Source organism: Desulforhopalus sp. IMCC35007, from assembly GCF_005116575.1.
GTDB lineage: Bacteria > Desulfobacterota > Desulfobulbia > Desulfobulbales > Desulfocapsaceae > Desulforhopalus_A.
Genome location: NZ_SWCN01000026.1, coordinates 16589 through 37329, shown reverse-complemented (window position 1 = coordinate 37329; position 20741 = coordinate 16589). Strand labels below are relative to the sequence as shown.

At 43.6% G+C, this 20741-nt stretch carries 19 protein-coding genes; 5 read left to right on the top strand and 14 right to left on the bottom strand.

Annotated features, from left to right (window positions below; translation table 11 throughout):
* Positions 1-62: 62 nt before the first annotated feature.
* Entirely contained in the window at positions 63-875 is an 813-nt protein-coding gene (locus FCL48_RS20905) for a transporter substrate-binding domain-containing protein (RefSeq protein WP_136875309.1), read from the bottom strand.
* 213 nt (positions 876-1088) lie between these two features.
* On the opposite strand from FCL48_RS20905, the gene FCL48_RS20900 reads away from it, so the two are divergent.
* Together FCL48_RS20900 and selD are read left to right on the top strand one after the other, a co-directional pair.
* Positions 1089-2033, top strand: a complete 945-nt coding sequence (locus tag FCL48_RS20900; protein WP_169309308.1) for a metallophosphoesterase — start codon at positions 1089-1091, stop codon at positions 2031-2033.
* 193 nt (positions 2034-2226) lie between these two features.
* Complete coding sequence (selD, locus tag FCL48_RS20895) at positions 2227-3216, top strand: selenide, water dikinase SelD (protein WP_136875305.1); 990 nt, start codon at positions 2227-2229, stop codon at positions 3214-3216.
* A gap of 139 nt (positions 3217-3355) precedes the next feature.
* On the opposite strand, the gene FCL48_RS20890 is transcribed toward selD, so the two are convergent.
* The 5 genes from FCL48_RS20890 to FCL48_RS20870 all read right to left on the bottom strand — a co-directional run bounded on the left by FCL48_RS20890 (position 3356) and on the right by FCL48_RS20870 (position 7689).
* Complete coding sequence (locus tag FCL48_RS20890; protein ID WP_136875303.1) at positions 3356-3760, bottom strand: bacteriohemerythrin; 405 nt, start codon at positions 3758-3760, stop codon at positions 3356-3358.
* 133 nt (positions 3761-3893) lie between these two features.
* A complete protein-coding gene (locus FCL48_RS20885; protein ID WP_136875301.1) occupies positions 3894-4241 on the bottom strand; it encodes an STAS domain-containing protein in 348 nt (115 codons plus the stop codon).
* 17 nt (positions 4242-4258) lie between these two features.
* Positions 4259-4681: an ATP-binding protein gene (locus tag FCL48_RS20880; protein ID WP_136875299.1), complete on the bottom strand. Its 423-nt coding sequence runs from the start codon at positions 4679-4681 to the stop codon at positions 4259-4261.
* Position 4682: 1 nt separating this feature from the next.
* Entirely contained in the window at positions 4683-5195 is a 513-nt protein-coding gene (locus FCL48_RS20875; RefSeq protein WP_136875297.1) for a cyclic nucleotide-binding domain-containing protein, read from the bottom strand.
* Positions 5170-7689, bottom strand: coding sequence for an ABC transporter ATP-binding protein/permease (locus FCL48_RS20870; protein ID WP_136875295.1), 2520 nt, complete (start codon positions 7687-7689; stop codon positions 5170-5172). Before FCL48_RS20870 ends, FCL48_RS20875 begins: the two co-directional genes overlap by 26 nt.
* Before the next feature lie 1035 nt (positions 7690-8724).
* Between FCL48_RS20870 and FCL48_RS20865 the strand changes: the two genes are divergently transcribed.
* The 3 genes from FCL48_RS20865 to nrfD (FCL48_RS20855) all read left to right on the top strand — a co-directional run bounded on the left by FCL48_RS20865 (position 8725) and on the right by nrfD (FCL48_RS20855) (position 11190).
* On the top strand, positions 8725-9486 hold the full coding sequence (locus tag FCL48_RS20865) for a 4Fe-4S dicluster domain-containing protein (protein ID WP_136875293.1): 762 nt from the start codon (positions 8725-8727) through the stop codon (positions 9484-9486).
* A gap of 66 nt (positions 9487-9552) precedes the next feature.
* A complete protein-coding gene (locus FCL48_RS20860; protein WP_136875291.1) occupies positions 9553-9972 on the top strand; it encodes a cytochrome c3 family protein in 420 nt (139 codons plus the stop codon).
* A gap of 45 nt (positions 9973-10017) precedes the next feature.
* Entirely contained in the window at positions 10018-11190 is a 1173-nt protein-coding gene (gene nrfD / locus FCL48_RS20855) for an NrfD/PsrC family molybdoenzyme membrane anchor subunit (RefSeq protein ID WP_136875289.1), read from the top strand.
* Positions 11191-11332: 142 nt separating this feature from the next.
* Here nrfD (FCL48_RS20855) and FCL48_RS20850 read toward each other — a convergent pair whose 3' ends face one another.
* The 8 genes from FCL48_RS20850 to FCL48_RS20815 form a co-directional block, all read right to left on the bottom strand.
* Positions 11333-12157, bottom strand: coding sequence for a 4Fe-4S dicluster domain-containing protein (locus FCL48_RS20850; protein WP_136875287.1), 825 nt, complete (start codon positions 12155-12157; stop codon positions 11333-11335).
* 148 nt (positions 12158-12305) lie between these two features.
* Positions 12306-13613 carry an NrfD/PsrC family molybdoenzyme membrane anchor subunit gene (gene nrfD, locus FCL48_RS20845; protein WP_136875285.1) on the bottom strand — a complete coding sequence of 436 codons (1308 nt, stop codon included), beginning with the start codon at positions 13611-13613 and terminating at the stop codon, positions 12306-12308.
* A gap of 94 nt (positions 13614-13707) precedes the next feature.
* Positions 13708-14406, bottom strand: coding sequence for a c(7)-type cytochrome triheme domain-containing protein (locus tag FCL48_RS20840; protein WP_136875283.1), 699 nt, complete (start codon positions 14404-14406; stop codon positions 13708-13710).
* A gap of 426 nt (positions 14407-14832) precedes the next feature.
* Positions 14833-15738: a hypothetical protein gene (locus FCL48_RS20835; protein WP_136875281.1), complete on the bottom strand. Its 906-nt coding sequence runs from the start codon at positions 15736-15738 to the stop codon at positions 14833-14835.
* Positions 15739-15741: 3 nt separating this feature from the next.
* Entirely contained in the window at positions 15742-17610 is a 1869-nt protein-coding gene (gene ftsH / locus FCL48_RS20830) for an ATP-dependent zinc metalloprotease FtsH (RefSeq protein ID WP_136875279.1), read from the bottom strand.
* A 474-nt stretch (positions 17611-18084) separates the two neighbouring features.
* Positions 18085-18312 (bottom strand): hypothetical protein, encoded by a 228-nt coding sequence (locus FCL48_RS20825; RefSeq protein ID WP_240744910.1) that lies wholly within the window; start codon positions 18310-18312, stop codon positions 18085-18087.
* 53 nt (positions 18313-18365) lie between these two features.
* Positions 18366-18572, bottom strand: coding sequence for a hypothetical protein (locus FCL48_RS20820; RefSeq protein WP_136875277.1), 207 nt, complete (start codon positions 18570-18572; stop codon positions 18366-18368).
* A gap of 281 nt (positions 18573-18853) precedes the next feature.
* Complete coding sequence (locus FCL48_RS20815; RefSeq protein ID WP_136875275.1) at positions 18854-20662, bottom strand: sigma-54 dependent transcriptional regulator; 1809 nt, start codon at positions 20660-20662, stop codon at positions 18854-18856.
* Between the last annotated feature and the right edge of the window lie 79 nt (positions 20663-20741).

Below are 20741 nucleotides of genomic sequence, written 5' to 3'. Positions count from 1 at the left end.
GATTGTTGCAATGTGACACTGTCGCTGACTATTTGTAATTTTTGCATATCTTAAAGTTTTGCTCAGGGTTTTATGTAGGGAATCCAGTGTGTAATGGTGTTGGATAATTGTTGATTTTCTCTTGTTGTCGTTAAAAAAGTGTTCACATCGCTGAGAAGGTTCTGGTCCATTCTGTTCACCGCCCAGGCAAGCATCTCTTCCTTGGCCAGTTGCAGGATCGGGCTGAGCCGGGCCGACTCATATTGGGCTGCAAGGTAGCAGATGACCGGTGCATCATGAACAAAGGCATCTATATCCCCCTTGATGAGAGCGGAGACCGCTTTTTCAGAGGAGCTGAACCTTGTAATATTCGCCCTGTGAATTGTTCTGGTGACGAAAAAGTCGCCAGTTGTGTTTGTTATCGTGCCAATAGCAGGCTTGTTACCCATGAGGCTAAAAATGCCTTTTGAGTAGCGCTTGGCCTCTTGCGACCTGACCAGCAGCAGTTGGCCAGAGCGCATGTAAGGTTGGGTAAAGCTCACTCTGTATGCACGTTTTGGGGTGATGGTCATTCCGGACATGATGATGTCAATCTTACCCGCCTCAAGGCTTGGAATCTGTTTGTCCCAATCCAGCTCAATAAATTTTACCGGCCTTTTGAGATAGACTCCGAGTTGCTGGGCTAAATCTATCTCCAGTCCCTGGAGACGGCCGTCAATTTTATAGACCATTGGAGGCATGTCGGCTGAAATCCCAACCCGTAGCGGAGGTGTGTTGTATGCATTTGGGTTACTAGTGTGATTGTTTTGTATGGCGGGTGTGCAGCCAAGTGTAAGGAGAAGGGTGAAGAGGCTGTAGAGTAGAGGCAGAGCTGGTAATTGGCGAGAACAAATCATTGTCGGGCTCCTGTACAAATAGTGTTCTTGAATGTGTCGAGCCTCACTATTACCTTGAAAACATGGGAGATGCAAGGAACATGGGGTGTTTCCTTGAAGGCTGACCGAAGCTCAGGACGGGAGGCGTATTGACCACGCGTGGTTACATCATTATGTTTCTTTATGAGCGAAAACCCTGGAAGCATGTATTACAAATCAATACCTTGGTGGCTGGTGAAAAGAATATTTCGAGATATCCTGCTGATTATATGGAGTGTTGGCCTTTGGGGATGTTCAGTTGTTCCGACAGGCGATTTTAACAATGTCGGGCCAGGCGCTGGCCAGGGTAGAAAACTGGTTGTCTGGATGTTGTCTGATATCCACTATAAAAATAAGGGCTATTCGGGGGTTTTTGAGTCTGCAATACAGGATCTCAATGAAAATATAGGTCCTGTGGATATGGGAATTATGGCTGGTGACCTCATTCAGTCAAGAAGTCCAGTATCAGTCTTTGAAAGTTTTTTACAGGCAAGAAATGGTTCAAAAGTTTCAGAGTGGTATGAAATTGCAGGCAATCATGATGTTCGTTCTGGAACACTTTTCTATGAGTATTTCAAGAAACCTGCCTACTATGCAGTGGAAACCGGTAACCTCCTGTTTCTTTTTCTCTCGGATCAGTCCGTATCCTCAAGAACAGATATCTCCGATGAGGCTTTTTTCTGGTGGCGAAATATGGTGGAGGGCAACAGAGACCGGATAATTATAACCGTGAGCCATGCACAACTTGCAAACAGCGGTCTTCTGGGATCGAGTGTGAGCAGCAGGGTTATTCATCGGTCCAGCCGCTTTGAAAATGTACTGAAAAAAGAAAATGTTGCATTGTGGATTTCCGGTCACTGCCATTTGCCCCAGACACTGACTGGTACCATGAGTGTACGTAACAATCTGGGTGGAACCTGTTTTGTCAATGTCAGCTCTATCAGCAATGAGCTGTTACTCGACAGTGAATCGAGGATTTTCTATTTTCAGGACGGTTCAGACATTGTCTGGATACGCTCTCGAAATCACACCCGGAAGAAATTCAACACTGCCCTTGATGTCCCTCTGCGACTGAATCATCCATTTAACTGGGGTGAGAAAAAATCCAGTAGCTCAAAGGTGTTAGAAGAGGCTATTTAAACAACTGGCCTTATATTGTAGGCAGGGACAACAATAAAAGGAATTACCGCACACACTGTTGTCAGATGCTGTACGAAAAATGCATGACGAAAATGTGGCGGGGTAAAGAAACTCAAACAAAAAGGACATAATGAGACTGTTTAAGAAAAAAACCCTGACGGGTCTTGCAAGAACATGTGGTTGAGCGGCTAAAATCGGTCCGGCGGATCTGTCGGACGCACTTGCTGGCCTTCAATTTAATCGTGATGAAAATCTTCTGGTCGGTATTGAAACCTCCGATGATGCGGCTGTCTATAAGCTGAGTGACGATATCGCAATGATCAACACGGTGGACTTTATCACTCCACCTGTGGATGATCCTTATTGGTTTGGACAGATTTCTGCTGCAAATTCCATTTCAGATGTTTACTCAATGGGTGGAAAGCCTCTGACAGCCCTGAATGTTGTTATGTTTCCTGCAGGTTATCTGGATATGGGGATACTAAAAGAGATATTACGCGGTGGCAACGACAAGGTGGTTGAAGCGGGCGCATGTCTGGTTGGAGGACATACCGTTGATGACAATGAACCCAAATACGGTCTTTGTGTAAACGGTACTGTTCATCCGGATCACATCATAACCAATGCGGGTGCACAGCCGGGAGATGGACTGGTGCTGACAAAACCTCTTGGCTCAGGGGTTCTTTTTAATGCGGTGAGGGCCGGAAAGTTCCCGCTAAAGGAGCTTGAGCGGGATGTTCTGCCTCTTGTCGCTGCGTTAAACGGTCTTGCCATGGAAAAAGCACTCAACTATGAGCTGCACGCCTGTACAGATATTACAGGTTTTGGAATTCTGGGACATCTTTTTGAGGTGTGCAACGGCAGTGGTGTCCAGGCAACGCTCAACTACAAGGCCTTACAATTTTACTCCGGCGCCTATGAAATGTACAAAAAAGGTCAGACAACCGGGAGTAACCGGGCAAACCGTGAGCTTGTTGCCAGATTTTCGCTCGCTGTCGAGCGAGAGCTTTCCGCAGTTGATGAAGAGTTACTCTACGATCCTCAGACCTCCGGCGGACTGCTGCTGGCCCTGCCGCTTCAGGAAGCCAGGAAACTCGTTATAGAGCTGAGTAATGCCGGGATAAAAGAGGCTGTTTTGGTGGGGGAGGTAACTGATGGCCCCGCGGGGGTGATCATTGCCTGAGGATGGAAAGAGATAATGTCGCCCTGTTGAAACTGATGAATGGAGTACGCGTTGAATTGGCGGCAATCGTATGTTGGTGTTGCAGGTCCATTTGACAGTTCAGTGTAGAGCTATGAGGTGAAGTTGGTTTGCCGGAACCTCAAGTCTTATGAAAACTCACGTACTGTTGGTCCATTTTTAATATATGGTCAATAATCCAGTTTCGGATGAGTTTGAGCAGCGAAGTAGTGAAGATAATCTGGCCGTTTTCAATATCTTCATGTAAACGGTTGACCTGTTTACTGAAATCACTGTGTATCCGGCGATGTTTTGTAAAATCCGGGTAGCCAATTTCTGTGAGATAGTTTTCCTCTGATTTGAAATGGTAATCGATGTAGTCAACGAGGTTGTCCAGGACCCGCGTCCGGGTGACCGTTGTGTTTTCAACGCTGTCATTGAGTAGAGCTTCATGAAGTTCATTGTAGAGGTCAAATAACTTTTTGTGCTGTCCGTCAAGTTCTTCATGCTGAACGCTAAAAGAATCATCCCAATCTATTCGAGCCATAGTTGTTCCCGTCGTAAAGAATTGCTGAGCGTAGTGGTTACCACTATTGTATTGCCTGTACTTTTGCGCGTAAAGGAAAAAAGATATGAATATGTGATTCAGGCTACCTTGGAGAATACAGGATATCCTTTGTTTAATCCTTCTTGGTTTTGAATGCTGAAAGAGAATTGTTAATAGAATTGTGTATTGTTATAAAGGTGTTAAACCCTGAAATTTCAAAGACCTCCAGCACGTGATCCTGCATGGCGCAAGTGGCAAAACAGTAAGGACCGTCTTTAAATGCTTTAGCAGTATTGAGAATAATCCTCAGACCGGCACTGGAGATGTACTCGAGGTCATTGAAGTCAAAGACAAGGTTCCCTTTCGGTGAGACGACAAATGACTGAAGTTCATCTTCAAAAAGAGGGGCTGAGTTTGAATCAAGACGACCAGCAAGACTTACAATCGTTGTGTTATCTTCTGTTTTTATGACAGTTTTCATATTCTGTTTGCAGAGGATTAGTTTTCTGCACTCTCCTTGTAGGTTTTTGTGAAGTGAAAAACATTCTTTCCGTCTGTGCGGTTATAGCTGCAGTTATCACTGAATTTATGGACAAAAAGAATACCCAGTCCACCACACTTCCTGCTTTCTACCGGTGTCGTTGTATCTGCTGATTTGCATTGAGTAGGATCAAATGGAGGTCCACCATCTGTAAGTTGTACCCTTATCTGGCAAGCCGTTTTTTGCATGCTGACTTCAATAGGACATTTTTTACATCCCCCCCCATGTTCAATGATGTTTGTTATAAGTTCATCTAAAACGAGATTCAGCTGCAAAACGTCCTTTTTGGTCATTTTCCATTCTTTACTTATGATGGCCAGGTGTTTCGAGAGCGTCGTCAGACCATCCTGATCTTTCAATATTTTAAAGATGTGGTTCATATCACAATATGGTAACTCCTGCCTGTTTAAGGCAACAGAGCTGTGCCTGGGTCAGGTTTTTACGTTCCCACTGGTATACTTCACGAATCAAGGCTTTAAGGGATAAGGCCGTTGTTTCGGGAAACTGTTCCTGTATTTTTGTATAATGTTCACGGCTAATGGTCAGAACCGTCGATTTCTTACCGGCTTTAAGTAAAAAGAGTGATGGTATGACCCCTAAAAGTGACAACGTCCCGAGGAGATTTCCCTGGTGAAAGTGTTGTACAACCTGTTTGGTATTGCCACTTTTTTTCATCAGTGTTAGCTCTCCTGATAATATAATATATGCCCTGCCATAGTCATCTCCCTCTTCAAAAATGGTTTCATCTTCACTAAAATGTTGACGTTCAGCCACAAAAGCAAGCAGTTTAATTGCCTTTAGCGGCAAGGCGGAAAAAAAATCCAGTTCCTGAAGCAGGGCAAGGTTCTCCTGCATTTCTGAAGGCTGTTTATTGCTTTCCATAGATGAGCTCATGGAGTGCTCCTTTTTGTTCGATGAGGGCCTGATACGTGCCAAATTCTACAAATTTGCCATTTTTTGTGACGGCGATTTTGTCGAAATTTTCTATAATATCAATCCGGTGGACGACGGCAATGACGGTACGTTTGCCTTTCCATCTTGTCGTCATCAGCTTTTGAATTCTGGCCTGGGATTTATTATCCAGAGCCGAGGTGGCTTCATCCATTAAGATAATTTTGGGCTGCTTGAGAAGTACCCTGGCAATGGCCAGTTTTTGTCGTTGTCCACCTGAGAGCTTATCGCCCATATTTCCGACATTAAAATCCATACCAATTTTTGCAATTTTTTCCAGATAATCCTCTTCTATGAGTAGATGAGTGATTGACTGATTGATAATCTCCTGGGCTCCTGGCAGGCCAGGACGGATTTTACCAAAAAATATGTTGTTGAGAATAGACTGATTGGGAAGGTAGCTTGTTTCACAATAAAAGTTGAATAATCCGGGTTTAATGCTGTTGCACCAGTCTGGAAAGCGCATTCTGGCCTGAAGAATTTTGTCCCGTAACTTCTCTGGAAGAGATGTCATGGAGTGGATGCCAGGAGTGAAGGCGAGTGCAATGGAGAGAAGCAGGGTTTGATCGGCCGGGGAGATTTGATCGAGGGTAGTGTTTTTGAGCCCCTTAATGATCTTTTCACATTCCTTGATATTTTCAAAAGAAACCGGACTTTTTTCAAAAAACAGATCCATGCTTTCCAGTCCGGAAAACAGATCGACGGCTTCTACGGCAAGTGTTTCGCCAAGCTGGAGGAGTGGCAGGTGTAGGTTTTCCTGTCTCAGGAAGAGAAGAAAGTTTTTATTTTCAGGGAGCAGGTGTGGGCCAAAATTGGGGTTGGTGCTGGAGCCGAAGATGATATTTTCACCAACACTGGAGTTATGGTGATAGCTGTCTCTGCTGTAAAATTCCACAGATTTTTTTAGTTTATCTCCAAATTTTTCCCGCAGCTTTTTACGGATTCGAATGATCGTCTCCATGGTTTTGGTGTCATCAGGGCCAACGGTACTCTCAAGACCAAAGCGCATTACATCCACAAAGAGTCCCACCTGTTGTAAGACAAGAATCATCTTGTCAAGATCGACAACTTCTTTCGGATCTCCGGATGCAGAGAGCGTGGTAGTTGCCCGTTTGGCGTAAAGGAGATTCTCCCGAATGGTATCGGTAAAAATAAAGGGATTTTGTGAAACGTAGCCGATATTTTCAATGACCTCCTGTTTGCTCAAACTCGACAACTCAACCCCGTCTATTTGTATTGAGCCTTGTGAATACGCATACATTTTGCCAATACATTGGATGAGAGTACTCTTGCCACTGCCTGAGAATCCAACCACCGCGAGGTGTTCACCCGGCTTGAGAGAAAACGTAATGTCCGAGAGCAGACGATGGCCATCTGAGGTCTGAAACGAAAGCCCCTGAACTTCGATGCCGCCGGTCAATGGTTGTTTTGGTGCGGAGGAGCATTCAACCGGGAATTCAGGGAGGGCGTCAAAGTAATTCATGGTGCGGTAATACTGGACTGAGGCATCCTGATAGGTCTGGTAGAAATCAATGAGTTCTTTCCAGGGATCAAAAAGTTTTTCCTGGGCCGAGAGAAACGCGACCATTGCACCAAGTTCCAGCTGACCATTCATAATGAGGTAGCCGCCGTAGATAAAAATGATAAATGGACCAAGGCCGACGAAATAATTGTTGGCGGTTTTAATGGCAAACCGAAAAAGGGACCAGCGTATTCTGATTTTTTTAAGCTGATCGGTTAAATGGCCAAATTTCCTGTTCTCTTCGGCGAAGGCTCCGTGAACCTGCACTTCATGGATACCGGAGATGGATTCGGCGATTTGACTTGAGGTTCTGCGGGACAGGTCCACCCTTTTTTTGTTGGCTCTATTGGCTTTTTTCTGAAGGATAGGCAGGACAAAGACGATAACAGGGTAGAGAAGCAGCGTTACCGTTGCAAGTTTTGTGTTAAGCCACAGCAGGTAGACTGCAAAGGCCAGCAAGGTTAAAATGTTGGTAACTGGTACAGCAAAAGCCATCCCGGCAAAACTTCCGGCAGTACTGAGTTCGGTCATGAGTGACGACACAACCATGCCGGGTTGGGTGGTACGAAAAAAACCTAAAGGCAGCGAGAGAATATGTGCGTAGACCTCCTTACGCATGGTGTTAATGGCATTTTCACCGATCAGGGCCTGCAGATAATTGATTGCCAGCTTCAGGCCTCCTGCGGCGGTAATGGCGATAATATAAATGGCGCTGTAGACCAGTAGTCCGTCGAAGTTTTTTAAGGCTATGGAGTCGTTGATTATTCTTTTTTGAACCTCCAGCGGGACGACTCTGGCAAAGACAATTAAAATGATAACCAGCAGCAGAATAAGCTGTAGCTTTAAATTTCCCGCAAATACCCAATGGAATAGAGATATTTGAGTGATCCGCTTTTTTGGTTTTTTTTGTTTCATATGTCGGTGTTAACGAAGTTTCTGCAATGACCATTTATGTCATTGTCACCACGTTTGTTGTGCCAAAACGATCTCTATTGGTGTTGTGTAACTCAGACATGTCGTCACTATCAATTACAAGAAGGAGTTTCCTCTGGGAGGTTTGAGCCGGTGTTCATGAAAACAGATCGGGGTCTTAATGGTATCTGCAATATAAATCTCTTTCTCGTTCAATAATTTACTTCTTTATTCAATTGTATAGCATGATGGTTGAGTATACCACAATGGCTTTTCATGGCCTGTGGTGCCGAATCTGTCGGACGGAATGTTATCGTCTTTTCTCTTGAGAAGATATTGCTCTGTTCATTAGTGCCGTTGAGGAAGAGTAAAATAACAGCCTTGGTATCAAAATGGTCGGAGTTGTGGACGCTCCGGTTCGCTTTTGAGACCATCTAAACACCTATTCTCAGGCAGAAGGCTGTGGCTATTGACAAATAGACATCCATCATATAAAAATAGCGGTTGCGTGTAAATGTACAATACTCGTTTTCCAGTGTCTGAAATTGTTTGTGATATGTATCTGCAATTACATGCTTTATGTTTGATAACGCAATAAATGCGTTTCCTTTTTTATAGAGCTCTTGGGTCAATGAGTACATTGTCAGCTGAAGCATTGTCTTGGACGAAGAAACAAGTAAAAATTTGAGATTTTAAAATATATTTCTCAACGGATTCATATGTTCCCCTTCGCCAGAGCTTTTTCCGGTCTGCACATGATACCTTCGACTATCAGAAAAAATGTGTTTCTACATATTGGCTCGTTGCGCGAAAAATATTTAACAGCAGTATCTGTTCATGATCAAGGCTTAGAGGGTTCCAGAGACGTCACCTGTCAGCGTTTCTGTGGTTAGGAGGCGAAATTTTTACTATTTTATATTAATGCAGTGCAATGTGGTCTTTTATTATGACTTGAAGGCTTGCAGGAGATCCGGAAGGTGGCTTACGTGCTGAATCGATGTAATTTCCAGGGTGTTGAGTAAATCAAGAGGTTTAAGGATGAAAATTGATGATTTAGAAAAGATGGAAAGCGAAGATGTTAGCAGTCTGTCTTCAGTTGAAAGAAGGAATTTTTTAAAGATCGGATTTGCCGTAACGGGAATGTACCTGGGTGGAAGTGTGTTGTCTCTTGTTTCCGTGAAAAATGCCCATGGAGCATCGGCATCCGGTGTAGTCCCAGAACTGGGGAAATATCCATACAATCCTCATTACAGTATGGTCTTGAGGGAGAAACTTTGCATAGACTGTGAACGTTGCAAAGATGCCTGCGTTAAAACAAATAATGTTCCCAGTTATGGCTTCAGGACAACCATCTTAGAAAAGAGACATTCTCTTGGAGAAGATAAGTATGAGACAATTTTTGTACCGGTCCTCTGTAATCACTGTAATCGGCCGCCATGTGTAAGAGTGTGTCCGACGACAGCAACCTGGAAGGATGAGAAAACCGGTATCGTTGTTATGGAACCGAGCCGCTGTATTGGTTGTAAAACCTGTATGGCTGCTTGTCCCTATAATGCCCGGTATTTTAAAGAAGAAGCAAGAACCGTGGATAAATGTGATTTTTGTTTCCAGTCAAGGTTATCCAAGGGAGTGATGACCCCTGCTTGTGTCGAGGCGTGTCCAGCGGATGTTCGAGTGTTCGGAAACTTAGCTGATCCTGCAAGCCGGGTTTCCCAGCTCGTTCACTCACCGGAGACTATGGTTTGGGTGTTACGTCCGGAGACAGGTGCTATCCCAAATGTGTTTTATATAAATTCCTGAGACTGATTGTAATGTGTTCATCCATTTCAAAACATGTGGAATGAAGATGATACGTAGGAGAAAAAAATGAAGAAGCTTTTGATGTTGATGGTACTCGGTGTTTTCCTGCTTACCGGTGCATTGCTCTGGGCCAGTGGTGATGGTCAGGAGCAGGAGGAATATGATGAAGATACCTATGGTCCAAAAGATCCCATTATCTGGGTAAAACCAGTTAAATCAGTTGTCTTCGAACATAAGGTTCATACCATGCAGGGAGGTCTTGAGTGTGACTCCTGCCATGATGATCTCTTTGAGATGGAAGCGGGGGTAGCTGAAGAAAATGAAGATTTTACCATGAAAACACTTTATGAAGGTGGTTATTGCGGTGCCTGTCATGATGGATCCACAGCCTTTGCTTCAAATACTCGTTGCACAGCCTGCCATATCGGGGCTCGGGGACAAGCTCGATTGCTCGGAGCGGATGGGGCAACTGAGAAAACGCACTAATTTGAATATCAAATAGAACGATGTTTATGTTGAAGGAGAAGGGGAATGAAGGGAAATAATACGACCACAATGCCGACATCATCAGTGACAGTTCCAGGAAATAAATTGATGTGGCTGAGTCTGTTTTTGATTTTTATTGGTGTGGCCGGGGCCGTTTACGCTCAAGTGATCGGTCATCACCATGCATTTGCAAACACCCGTGAGATGCCCTGGGGAATGCTTATCGGCGTATATGCCTATTTTGCTATTGTTTCTACAGGCCTTTGTCTTCTTGCTGCGTTTAGTCATGCCTTCGGGGGGAATCAGATGGCGCCGTTGGCCAACAGGATGGTGTGGTTATCGATAATCACTCTGCTCGGAGCTTTTACCGTTATTGGTCTTGAAATCGAAAATGTCTGGCGGATGCCGCTGGGGGTGATTCTACATCCCAATGTGACCTCGAATATCTGGTGGATGGGAACATTATATGGCATAGCTGTTGGGGTTATGTTTCTAGAGCTCTTGCTGATATTAACCAAACGCTATTCGATCGCTATTATCCTGGGAGTTGTCGCGGCAATTACTGAGGCCCTTGCCAACAGTAATCTTGGTTCAGTCTTTGCGTCCCTTCAAGCGAAACCTTTCTGGTATGGTTCTCAGCTTCCCATATTTTTTCTTTCATGTGCCGTCTTATCCGGGGCTGCAGCTATTGTGATGTTCACACACTTCAGTCATCTTCTGCAAAGACGTCAGATGGCTACGGATACTTTTCAGGGTTTGCAGACTGCCGGCAAGGTCATGGTTCTTATGACGTTTCTTGTGACTCTTGCAACTGTATGGAAATTTATCAACGCGTATGCGAGTAACGACGAAATGATAATGGCAGCCGATTCTCTTTTTAAAGGACCATTGGCTATAAATTTTTGGGTTTTTGAAATTGGTTTAGGTCTGGTTCTGCCAGGTTTACTCCTGGCAATTACCCGTTTGAAATCTATATCTGTCATGACTGCAGCCGCTATTATGGTTCTGGTTGGACAATTCTTCTCGCGTTTCAACTTAGTGGTCTCCGGGCAGATTATTCCAAGCGATTACGGATTTGTCGGAGTCCCACAATATCTACCCTATACGCCAACAGTTTCTGAATATCTTATAGTCGTTGCGGGGCTGGGGGTCGTTGGGTTTGGTTTCTTAATCGGAGAGCGCTTTTTTGATGAAACTTTTCGCACGAGTGCGCACTGAGAGATTTTCCCTGTAGTAGCCTGGGTTATTAGAAAAATGAAAAAGGTCTGTCCAACTGTGTTGGACAGACCTTTTTTCATTGGAAAGAAGATAACAAAAACTTTTCCGGTACATCAGGAAAAGTTTTTAAATACTGTAAATATCAACTTTTGTTTGGGTCGAAATATTTGAATTTCTGCTCATTGAGAATATTGTCTACAGAACGCATATTTCCCTTCATATAGAAAATGTTGGGTTTTGTGTCATCTGCAGGACGAATAACCCATACTTGTTCTTCAAGTTGATGGACGAGCTTATAGACAATGTTTTCAGGATCTGTGAGGTTACCGAAAGTTCTTGAGCCCGTCGGACAAGCAGCTGAACACCCCGTCTCTGTTTCTCCTTGAGAAAGTCTTTTGTCCCAGCAAAAATCACACTTGTCAACTGCACGTTTTTCAACATTAAAATAGCGTGCATCATATGGACAGGCGAGAATGCATGTCTTGCAACCAATACATTTTTTGTTTTCCATAAGGACAATGCCTGTAACCGGATCTTTATAAGTTGCCTTTGTAGGACACGCTCGTACACATGCAGGCTTGTTACACTGGTTGCAGAGCACAGGAATAAACTCAACTTGCTTGTCAAGTTTACCTGTGTATTTTTTTGTCAGGATCCGGGTTCTGTACCCATACTCTGGTACGTGATTTGTCATGTTGCAGGCGTCAACACATTTTTCACAGTCAATACAGAGAGACTGACGAATAACCATGCTATAGTGTGGATTATAGGGGTATTTTTCAACAAAAACTCCTCCCCCTGATGCCTGGGCTTTGCCAATTACGGAGGTGAGTGACAGTATTGTTCCACCAGCGTATACCCCGGCAATGGAAAGGCCGAGTTTAAGGAATTTTCTTCGTTCCTGAACGGTGACTGACCCCGTCCCTTCATTTATTAGTTTATCCAAGCTTAATTTGGGATACTTCATGATATCTTATCCTTTTACCTATTCATTCAGTTTGGTGGTGATACTGTCTCTGTTCCTGGTTCTTAGTGCCTTATAAATTTTTTCGAAGTCTATGCTTATCTCCCGTTTATCGGGATGAACCAGTATGACAGGAGAGTTACTCAGGGTATCACCAAATTCTATGGTGACGTTTCATGGCATCTTCTTCCGTTTCACCTTCTTCCATAAAGTGGATAGCACCACAACCAGGGCAGATATAGCCGCCCTCAGGGACAATCTCATGTTTTTCAAGTTGATGGCCGTTGAGCATTTTTTCTCCAGCAAAGTAGGTAAGGGCAATAAAGCCGATGCCAAACAGTGAGGCCATGATTTCATGCAGGCTCGGAGTGTAGCTCAGTAGATCAGAAGCTTCAACAACACCAAGTGAGTGGTACACAGACTCCATCTGGCCCGGAATGACGATATCATAGCGCATGTAAAAGATACCTATCATCATGAGCCCTGTTGCCACTAAGATCAAATTAAAATTATTTCCCCTGGAACGGATCAGTAGATAAAGAGGTAAAAACATGCCGAGAAAAACTTCAAATAGCCAAAAATTGACTGCATAATCGCCTGTTAAGAGCGACATAATTATCAATTCTTTACCTTCTGAGACCATTCCTGTTAAAATTTTCCAGATAGTGAAGAAGATAATTACGGAGATAAGGAAGATCGTGACTTGAGTTACTGCTTTAACGGCGCGCTCCATACGTTGGTTCATGATTTCGGGATTGATTTTCCAACCCAGCGTCGTGAAAAAAAGAATAGCGCAACCGCCTGACATTGCGGCAGAGAAAATAAAATAGATGGGGAGGTAAGGGCCATACCAGAATGGACGACCATGGAGCATTCCAAAGACAGCTCCAAGATTACTATGTGCTGCAACTCCGACAACTAAACCAAAGAAGCCCATCAGCCTTGAGAGTGTATGGTTTTGCTCGAGTAAAAAGTAGTATTCAATGATCATGAAGAGCAGATATGCACCATACAGAGTTCCCATCCACCACATGTTGGACACAAAATTTGGAGAGAAAACATTCCAGATAGCCATTCTGAAAGGGTTCTCAATGTCAAAGAAAATGATGCAAAACCCACCAAACATAAAGATGATCGACATGAAGACCGCACGTTTAGCTATGGGCATAAATGCTTCCCCGCCAAAAACGTGGCCTATGGAAGAAATAATACAGAGGCCCGTTGAGGTAACGACACAAAATATGTACACCGCAATGAGGAGCCCCCAAGAAATTTCCCGGGTTACCCCATAGACATGGTGATATCCCACGTATAATGCATGCAGCCCAAATGCGAGTCCAGCCATGGTCATAAGGAGAAAAAAACCCATTATGATTTTGTAGCCGGGGCTTGCATCTTTCAAGGCTGTAAGGCCATGAAATCCCCATCTTTTTGAAATGTTAACAATTCTGGCGGTCATTTTTTCCTCTCTTGATTATATTTATCACTCGATAAAATGGAAATAAGATAGATCCCGTTGATTCCACTACATTGGAAAGATACCGGGATGCAGCTTAGTGGTTGCTCTTTTTAGGGGCATCTATTGTTGTTTCTTCCTCTGCCAGTTCCACTGCTCCTTTTACTCCGATATGGCAAACAGTACACCGAGTAAGGTACCCGAAGGCTTGTGATGAATCATGGCAGGTACCACAGTATCTTTTATGAAGGTCTGTGAGGTATTGTCTCTTTTCAGCAGGATTGTCAGAAATAAAGGGTTTCTGATCTTCAACGCCACCCTGTTTCATAGTGAAAACTTCTTTATGACAAGATTCACAGGAAAGTTCACCCTTTCCTACATGAATCGAGTGATCAAAAACGACTGATTTTACCGGTTGTGTAAAAATGATTTTTTCAGTGGGAGCAAAGTGACACGAACCACATTGGCCGGCAGAATCAAATGCATCGCTGCCGTTATGACACGCCCCGCAGGTTTGCCCTTCGGCCATTGCTTTCATGGTGAAGGTTTCGCGCTGTGAATCGGCTTTGGATTCCATTGCAAAAATGTCATCATGGCAGTCGGCACATTCAAGTCCGGCTTCCATAGTATGAATTTTATGGTCAAAGGTGGCCATGGCGGGTTCTTTCCAGACAATTGGTGCTTCAGGACCATAGGTGTCAGCATCGTAACTCTCATCGGCCAACCCATTACCAACAAGAAGGAGATATGCTGAAAAGATCAAGAAACATTTTTTCAATAAAGTGCTTTGGGTCATAGTGGTGCTCCGGTAGAAATTAATCAGAATAAAACAAAGTATTTGTAGAGCTTCTCAGACAAGCTCCTAATCAGCCATTTTGGGTTTGTTATAGCTCTATGTAACCGTTCTAATTCCATAAACTATTAGAAAGCCGGGAGTATGTATAATGCCCTCTAAGAGTGTTATCTCAATCTTGCATTCACAAAATACAGATCAAATGATTTGTCATCGTAAAACGACATGTTGCATTCATAAAAAACACTTTATAAACGCATCACTGCATGAGTACAAGTGTTCTGTTCTTTGCTACCCTCAGGAATTGATAATTCCAGCGAATAAGCTTTGTGATTGACGGTTGAATTATGTATACGTTTTCAGCTTTGCTGTCTCGCATATTCGGCAGGTCAGCGTAGAATCCGACTCATCAATTGCAAACTTCAGGTGTTAAATTTCTTTATTGAGCTGAGCAACACGTTCGGCAGCATGAATGATATTTTGCAGAATTTTCGTTTCTTCCTTGCCAATTCCCGCTTCCCGATATGAATCAGCTAATAATTGAGCATAGTTAATGATACCGTTCGATAAATTATTACTTTCATTGATAATGGCAGCAAGTTGTTCGTTGCGAGGTTGTTGATTGCCATTCACAGCTGAGCGACTGCCATTTCTTTCAAGGAGATCATTTACTGCGTCTATAAACATGGCTATTTCGGAACAGGCATCATTGTTGTAGCTGATACCACTGGCGAGCACAGCAGGGTCTTCAGTTTGTCGAATAATATGGAGCAAAGGCACCATTGTTTTTTTATAGAGAAAGAGCAGTGAAAAGCTAATGAGACAAATGACCGCGGCAAGAGCACCGATCATTACTGTTTGAAATTGCACAACCTTTGCTCGCATCTGACTGACAATGATTCTGTCAAATTGCATCAAATACTCTGCAAGTATGCGCATTTTATTTTGCAGATTGAGACTGTGGGCCGTTTTGTCTTTACTGGATAGAATTGCTTTTGATGCGATGGCCAAGCCCGAAAGGTCAAACTGTTTTGCCATGTCAAGTCGATACTCACCGGGAATAAGTGTGTTTTCCTGGAGCCTTGTGAGCGACGAATTTAGAACCTTAAGCTGGTTTGCCGTACTGATAATCTGCTCCCAGTCTTTTTCAATCAGAGAGGTCGTTATCTGTTCACGAATTGTGGAGAACTGAAAAAGCATTTCCTCACTTTGAGTGCTGATTGCACTATATCTTTCGGTGAGCTGGTATTGGCGGATACTGAAGATGATAACTAAAATAAGTAGGGAAGCAACACCTGCAAAAGATATGTAACCCATTTTTTTTAAGGACCGCATGGATTATCCCTTTTTTAGTTTTGAGTGAATACACTTGTCAGCCGCAGGACAGGTTTTGCATTGATGTATATCAACAGTGTCTGCTTGAATCTCGTTCGTACAATGGCGGGTTATTATGATCTCTAAATCTTCCTCATCGAGAGTTTCGACCTCAAGTAGGATAGCAGCCAGTCGTTTGAGAAGGTAGTATTTCTCTTGAAGGATTGATGTCGCTTCCTGGCTACAGGTTTCAAGGAGCTCTTTTATTTCTTTGTCGATAGTCTCCGAGGTTTTATCGCTCATTTCCATTCGTCTGGCGCCACCACCAAGAAAACCGGCGTTATCGACGATCATGGCTTGAGGTCCAACTGCATCACTCATTCCCCACTTGCAAATCATATTGGTCGCGAGTTCAGTTGCCTGGGCTATATCACCCTGGGCGCCGGTTGTTCGCTCTTGAAAAGCCAATTCTTCCGCGGCTCTTCCTCCCATGAGGATGGTAATTCTGCTCTTGAGATACTTGTAACAATAACTGTTTCTATCACTCACCGCGAGCTGCTGCGTCTGCCCTAGGGCCAGTCCTCGAGGGATAATGGTTATTTTATGGATGGGGTCAGAGTTCGGTAATAACTTAGCCAGTATGGCATGACCTGCTTCATGATAGGCAAGCACTTCCCGGTCGCTTTCGGAGATGATCATACCTTTTCGCTCAACCCCCATCATGATACGATCACGGGCATGCTCAAAATCAATATAATCAACGTAATTCTTTTTGTCCCTGGCGGCCAGAAGAGCGGCCTCGTTGACAAGATTAGCAAGCTCTGCACCTGTAAAACCAGGAACCATACTGGCAATTTTTGCCATATTAAAATCTGGTGCAAGAGCTACTTTGGCACCATGAACTTGAAGAATCTTCTCTCTTCCCTTTGTGTCGGGTGGTAGTATATTAACTTGCCGATCAAACCGCCCCGGGCGCCTTAAAGCCGGGTCCAGAATATCAGGTCTATTCGTTGCAGCTAAAACAATAATTGTATCAGAGGTGCTGAAACCATCCATTTCAACAAGCAGGGCATTAAGTGTCTGACTTCTTTCGTCTTGTCCACTGGCCGTATCCCCTCCTGCTCTTCTTCCGCCAACAGCGTCGATTTCATCAATAAAGATAATACATGGCGCTTTGGCTTTGGCGTCTTTGAAAATATCTCTTACTCTTGAAGCGCCAACACCTACAAACATCTCTACAAAGTCGGAGCCACTAAAACTGTAAAACGGAACTTTTGCCTCCCCGGCTATTGCTCTTGCGAGCAATGTTTTGCCAGTGCCGGGAGGGCCTTGGAGCAATATCCCCTTAGGACTGACTGCTCCTATCTGGCTATACTGATCAGGATCTTTCAAAAAACTGACAATTTCTTGTAATTCTTCAAGGGCTTCAGGCACCCCAGCAACATCATCAAATGTGATTGCTTTGTGGGGACCGTCTGGCAAAATGATTTTATCCGATGCAAACTTGTTGTCATCCTCGCTCTTTTTTTTCTTGATCAGGGAAAGAACAACTGTAAGGGAAAGTAAAATAATATAGATGAGGGCGATGGTCTGAAAAATTTGATCCGAGCGGTCTTTTTTGAAAATGATCTGGATATCTTTTTCTTGAAGCTCGGAAATGAGTTTTTCAGGATCAGGTACAGTTGTCTCATAACTGTCCCCATCAGCATGTTGCACGATAACTCTATTGCCGATAAAAGTTATTGTCGCAAGATTGTGATGTGTTAGACAATAGCGAAATTCACTGTAGTTTACTGTCCGGAAGGTGTGTTCTACATTCCAAATTCCATAACCGAGAATGAGCAGTATGGTAAAAAGAAAAAACAGTATGAGATTGCGGAGTAAAATTGACATCTAATTGTTAAATAATCCCATTAAGTTCCATTTATTAACCTACTTGAGTATTGACCTCAAAGCTCATTTGGAACGAGCAGCGTTTTACAACAGCCGTGTTTTAAACCACCCTTCGACCAAACCCACTCAGCGAAAAGCTGGCCGGGATAAGCGTCTCGAAGGCCTCTCTTGGTTTGCTGTCTGCTGGTAGAATTGAGTTTCTAATTTTGAAGCCACTTCTCTTTTTCCAGCCTTATTATGACAGCCTTTTCGGGTAAAGAACTAAGGCATTACGACCATGTGATGATTTTCTTGCATCATATAAGAAATAAAAAGATAAGAAAGTTGTGAGGTTACAACTTCTATTCAGGTTATTCTCCAGGAAAGCCTTTGATAGAATAAAAGCCAGAGAGGGGCGAGTCTCTCCAGCCGAAAAAAACTCACGACAATACGAATTTGTCGTGAGTTTATATAATACCCTATAAAACAGAAAATTTACATAGTGCCAAACGTAGCGCCAAACAGACTTTTCAATAGTTCAATAGGGCCACCGGTGGAAATAAAAGCACTGGATAAACAGACAAGACCCCAAACCCCAATCATTGCAGCACAGGCACCTGAAACATACATCCCAACCTTGTGAAGTTCACTACTGGTTTGTTCTACTTCATGGACCGTAGTTTTAGAAACCGACATTTCTCTGGCAATTGCTTTTCTTTCCACTTTAGATACCTCTTTTTATTTGTATTTTTTGGGAGATCCGGGCGAGTGTAGACTTAGCCTGTAATTGCTTTGAATAAATTACTTAAAAGTTCGGCTGGGCCGCCACTGGTGACCATACCGGCAATTAGACTAACAACTGCCCAGCAGCCAATGAGTACCGATGCAACACCGATCACACCAACACCTATTTGACCATTTCCAATACTGACGGTATCAAGGGCTACACTTTTGTCTCTGGTTATTGCGGTTGCATTTTTCATTGTTTCTCCTATTTGTGGGCTGTTTCTTTAATTTTTAGTGGATATACCAGTTCTAAAGCACGTTTCATGCCAAATTATAATAATCGAAAACTAAACGTACCTGAGCACACAAGTATTCAACGTGGCAACTGTGTGTAAGGTGAAACAAGATAATTTAAAAGGAAATCTATTGCAAGAATGGGAGACAGAAAAGACAAAATAGTGTTGCGAAAGTGTAGCTAGTGGAGTGATATATGTTGCATTACTGTTGCGCGCAACGTTATTGCAACACAATTAAAATGCTAACTGTTGCTGTTTGTGGAGGGTAGTGTCGCATTGTCATAGACAATTCCAAGTCGCTGCATTTTACGATAAAGAGTAGATCGATCAATTTTGAGCATGCGTGATGCTTTCGCCTTATTGCCGCGTGCACGCCTCAGGATATCAATAATTTCATCTTTTTCGCTCACATACGGGAGAAGAGTTGAGCTTTGCCGAGTCAGTGTGTGAATATCTGTCGCGGGATCAGTCCCTGGAATTGCGTTTTGGATTTCTTCTGGAAAGTGAACGAGCGAGATAGTCGTTCCCTCACATAATACACAAGCTCTTTCGATAACATGGCGAAGCTCGCGAACGTTACCCGGCCATGAGTATTGAACAAGTCTCTCCATAGCCTGGTCGGAAATGCCATGAATATTTCGTTTCAGTTTCTCACGGAAAAGCGAAAGAAAGTGGTGGGCCAGGATAGGAACTGAGTCTTTTAAACGACGCAAGGGGGGTAATTTAACTTCAACGACCTTGAGTCGATAATAAAGATCTTCACGGAAACTCCCGTCTTTTATTTTCTGGGTAAAATCAATATTGGTCGCGGCGATAATTCTGACATCGACTTCGACTGGGGTATCCTGGCCAACTGGCGTGAAGGTCTTTTCCTGGAGAAACCTGAGTAAACGCAATTGCATGCGAGGTGAAATGTCCCCGATCTCGTCAAGAAATAGTGTCCCCTTATCTGCAAGCATGAGTCGACCCTGGCGGTCCGCGTTCGCACCAGTAAACGCCCCTTTTTTGTGGCCAAAAAGCTCACTTTCCAAGAGTTCTTCGGTAATCGCCCCACAGTCAACTTTGATGAGTGGCATATCTCGCCGGGAGCTTTCAGCATGCAAAGCCTCTGCTGCCAGTTCCTTGCCGGTACCGGATTCACCGGTTACCAAAATAGCCGTATCAACTTTACCAACATTTTCAATGAGTTTGTAGATAGCTCGTATTTCAGGACTCGACCCCACATAGCCATGGAAAGAGTTTCTGAAATTGGTGTCTACTTCTGCTGCAGGGAGGGTGATATCCCTTGCGACTATGACAACTCCATCGAATTCATCAAATCCGTCTTTCAATGGGGCCGCATTAAGACTAATGATTCGAAGATTTTCATCGGATATTTTACATTCGATCTGATGTTCCCTTACTTCTTTACCGGTTGACAATACCTGTTTTGCATCCTGCAGGCAGGCCTTTGCCATTGTACTTTGGTAGGATTCTAGGTCTCTCTGGTTTGTAGACGAAGAAGAGAGAAGCCATTGTTTTGCAGTTTCATTGAGTTGTACAATTTTCATCTCATTATCTATGGTGACGATGGCATCCCGCACCGAGCTGAAAATTGTTTCAAGATAACGTTTAAATTTATCATTTTCCTGCTGAAGTCTTTTCTTTTCGTTTTCCAGGCGCCAGTGTTTCAGCGCCTGTCGAACAAACTTCAGCAGTGTTTCTTTGTTTACGGGTTTGGAAATGTAATCAAATGCGCCGTAACGGACGGCATCAGCGGCGGTATCGAGATTTGGATACCCAGTTACCATCACTACAGGGCATTTGATATCAGATTCCCTGATTGCATGAAGAAGATCCGTTCCTTTTTTCTCCTCGAGAACGATGTCACTGATGATAAGATCAAACTCTTGGTTTTTGATTGCAACTAATGCTTCATCAAAAGTAGCAGCCGTCGTTATAGGTCCATATCCTTCCCGGGCGAGAAACATCTCAAAAGTCAGACGAATACTCGCTTCATCATCAACTATAAGGATTCGACTCTCTTCTTCCTGGTAGGTTTGATTGTCCATTTCAGTGCCTTACTCCTGTAAAGCTGACATTCATTTCAATGTTCCCCTGGAGTCTATCGCATACCTGTAGAACACTGAA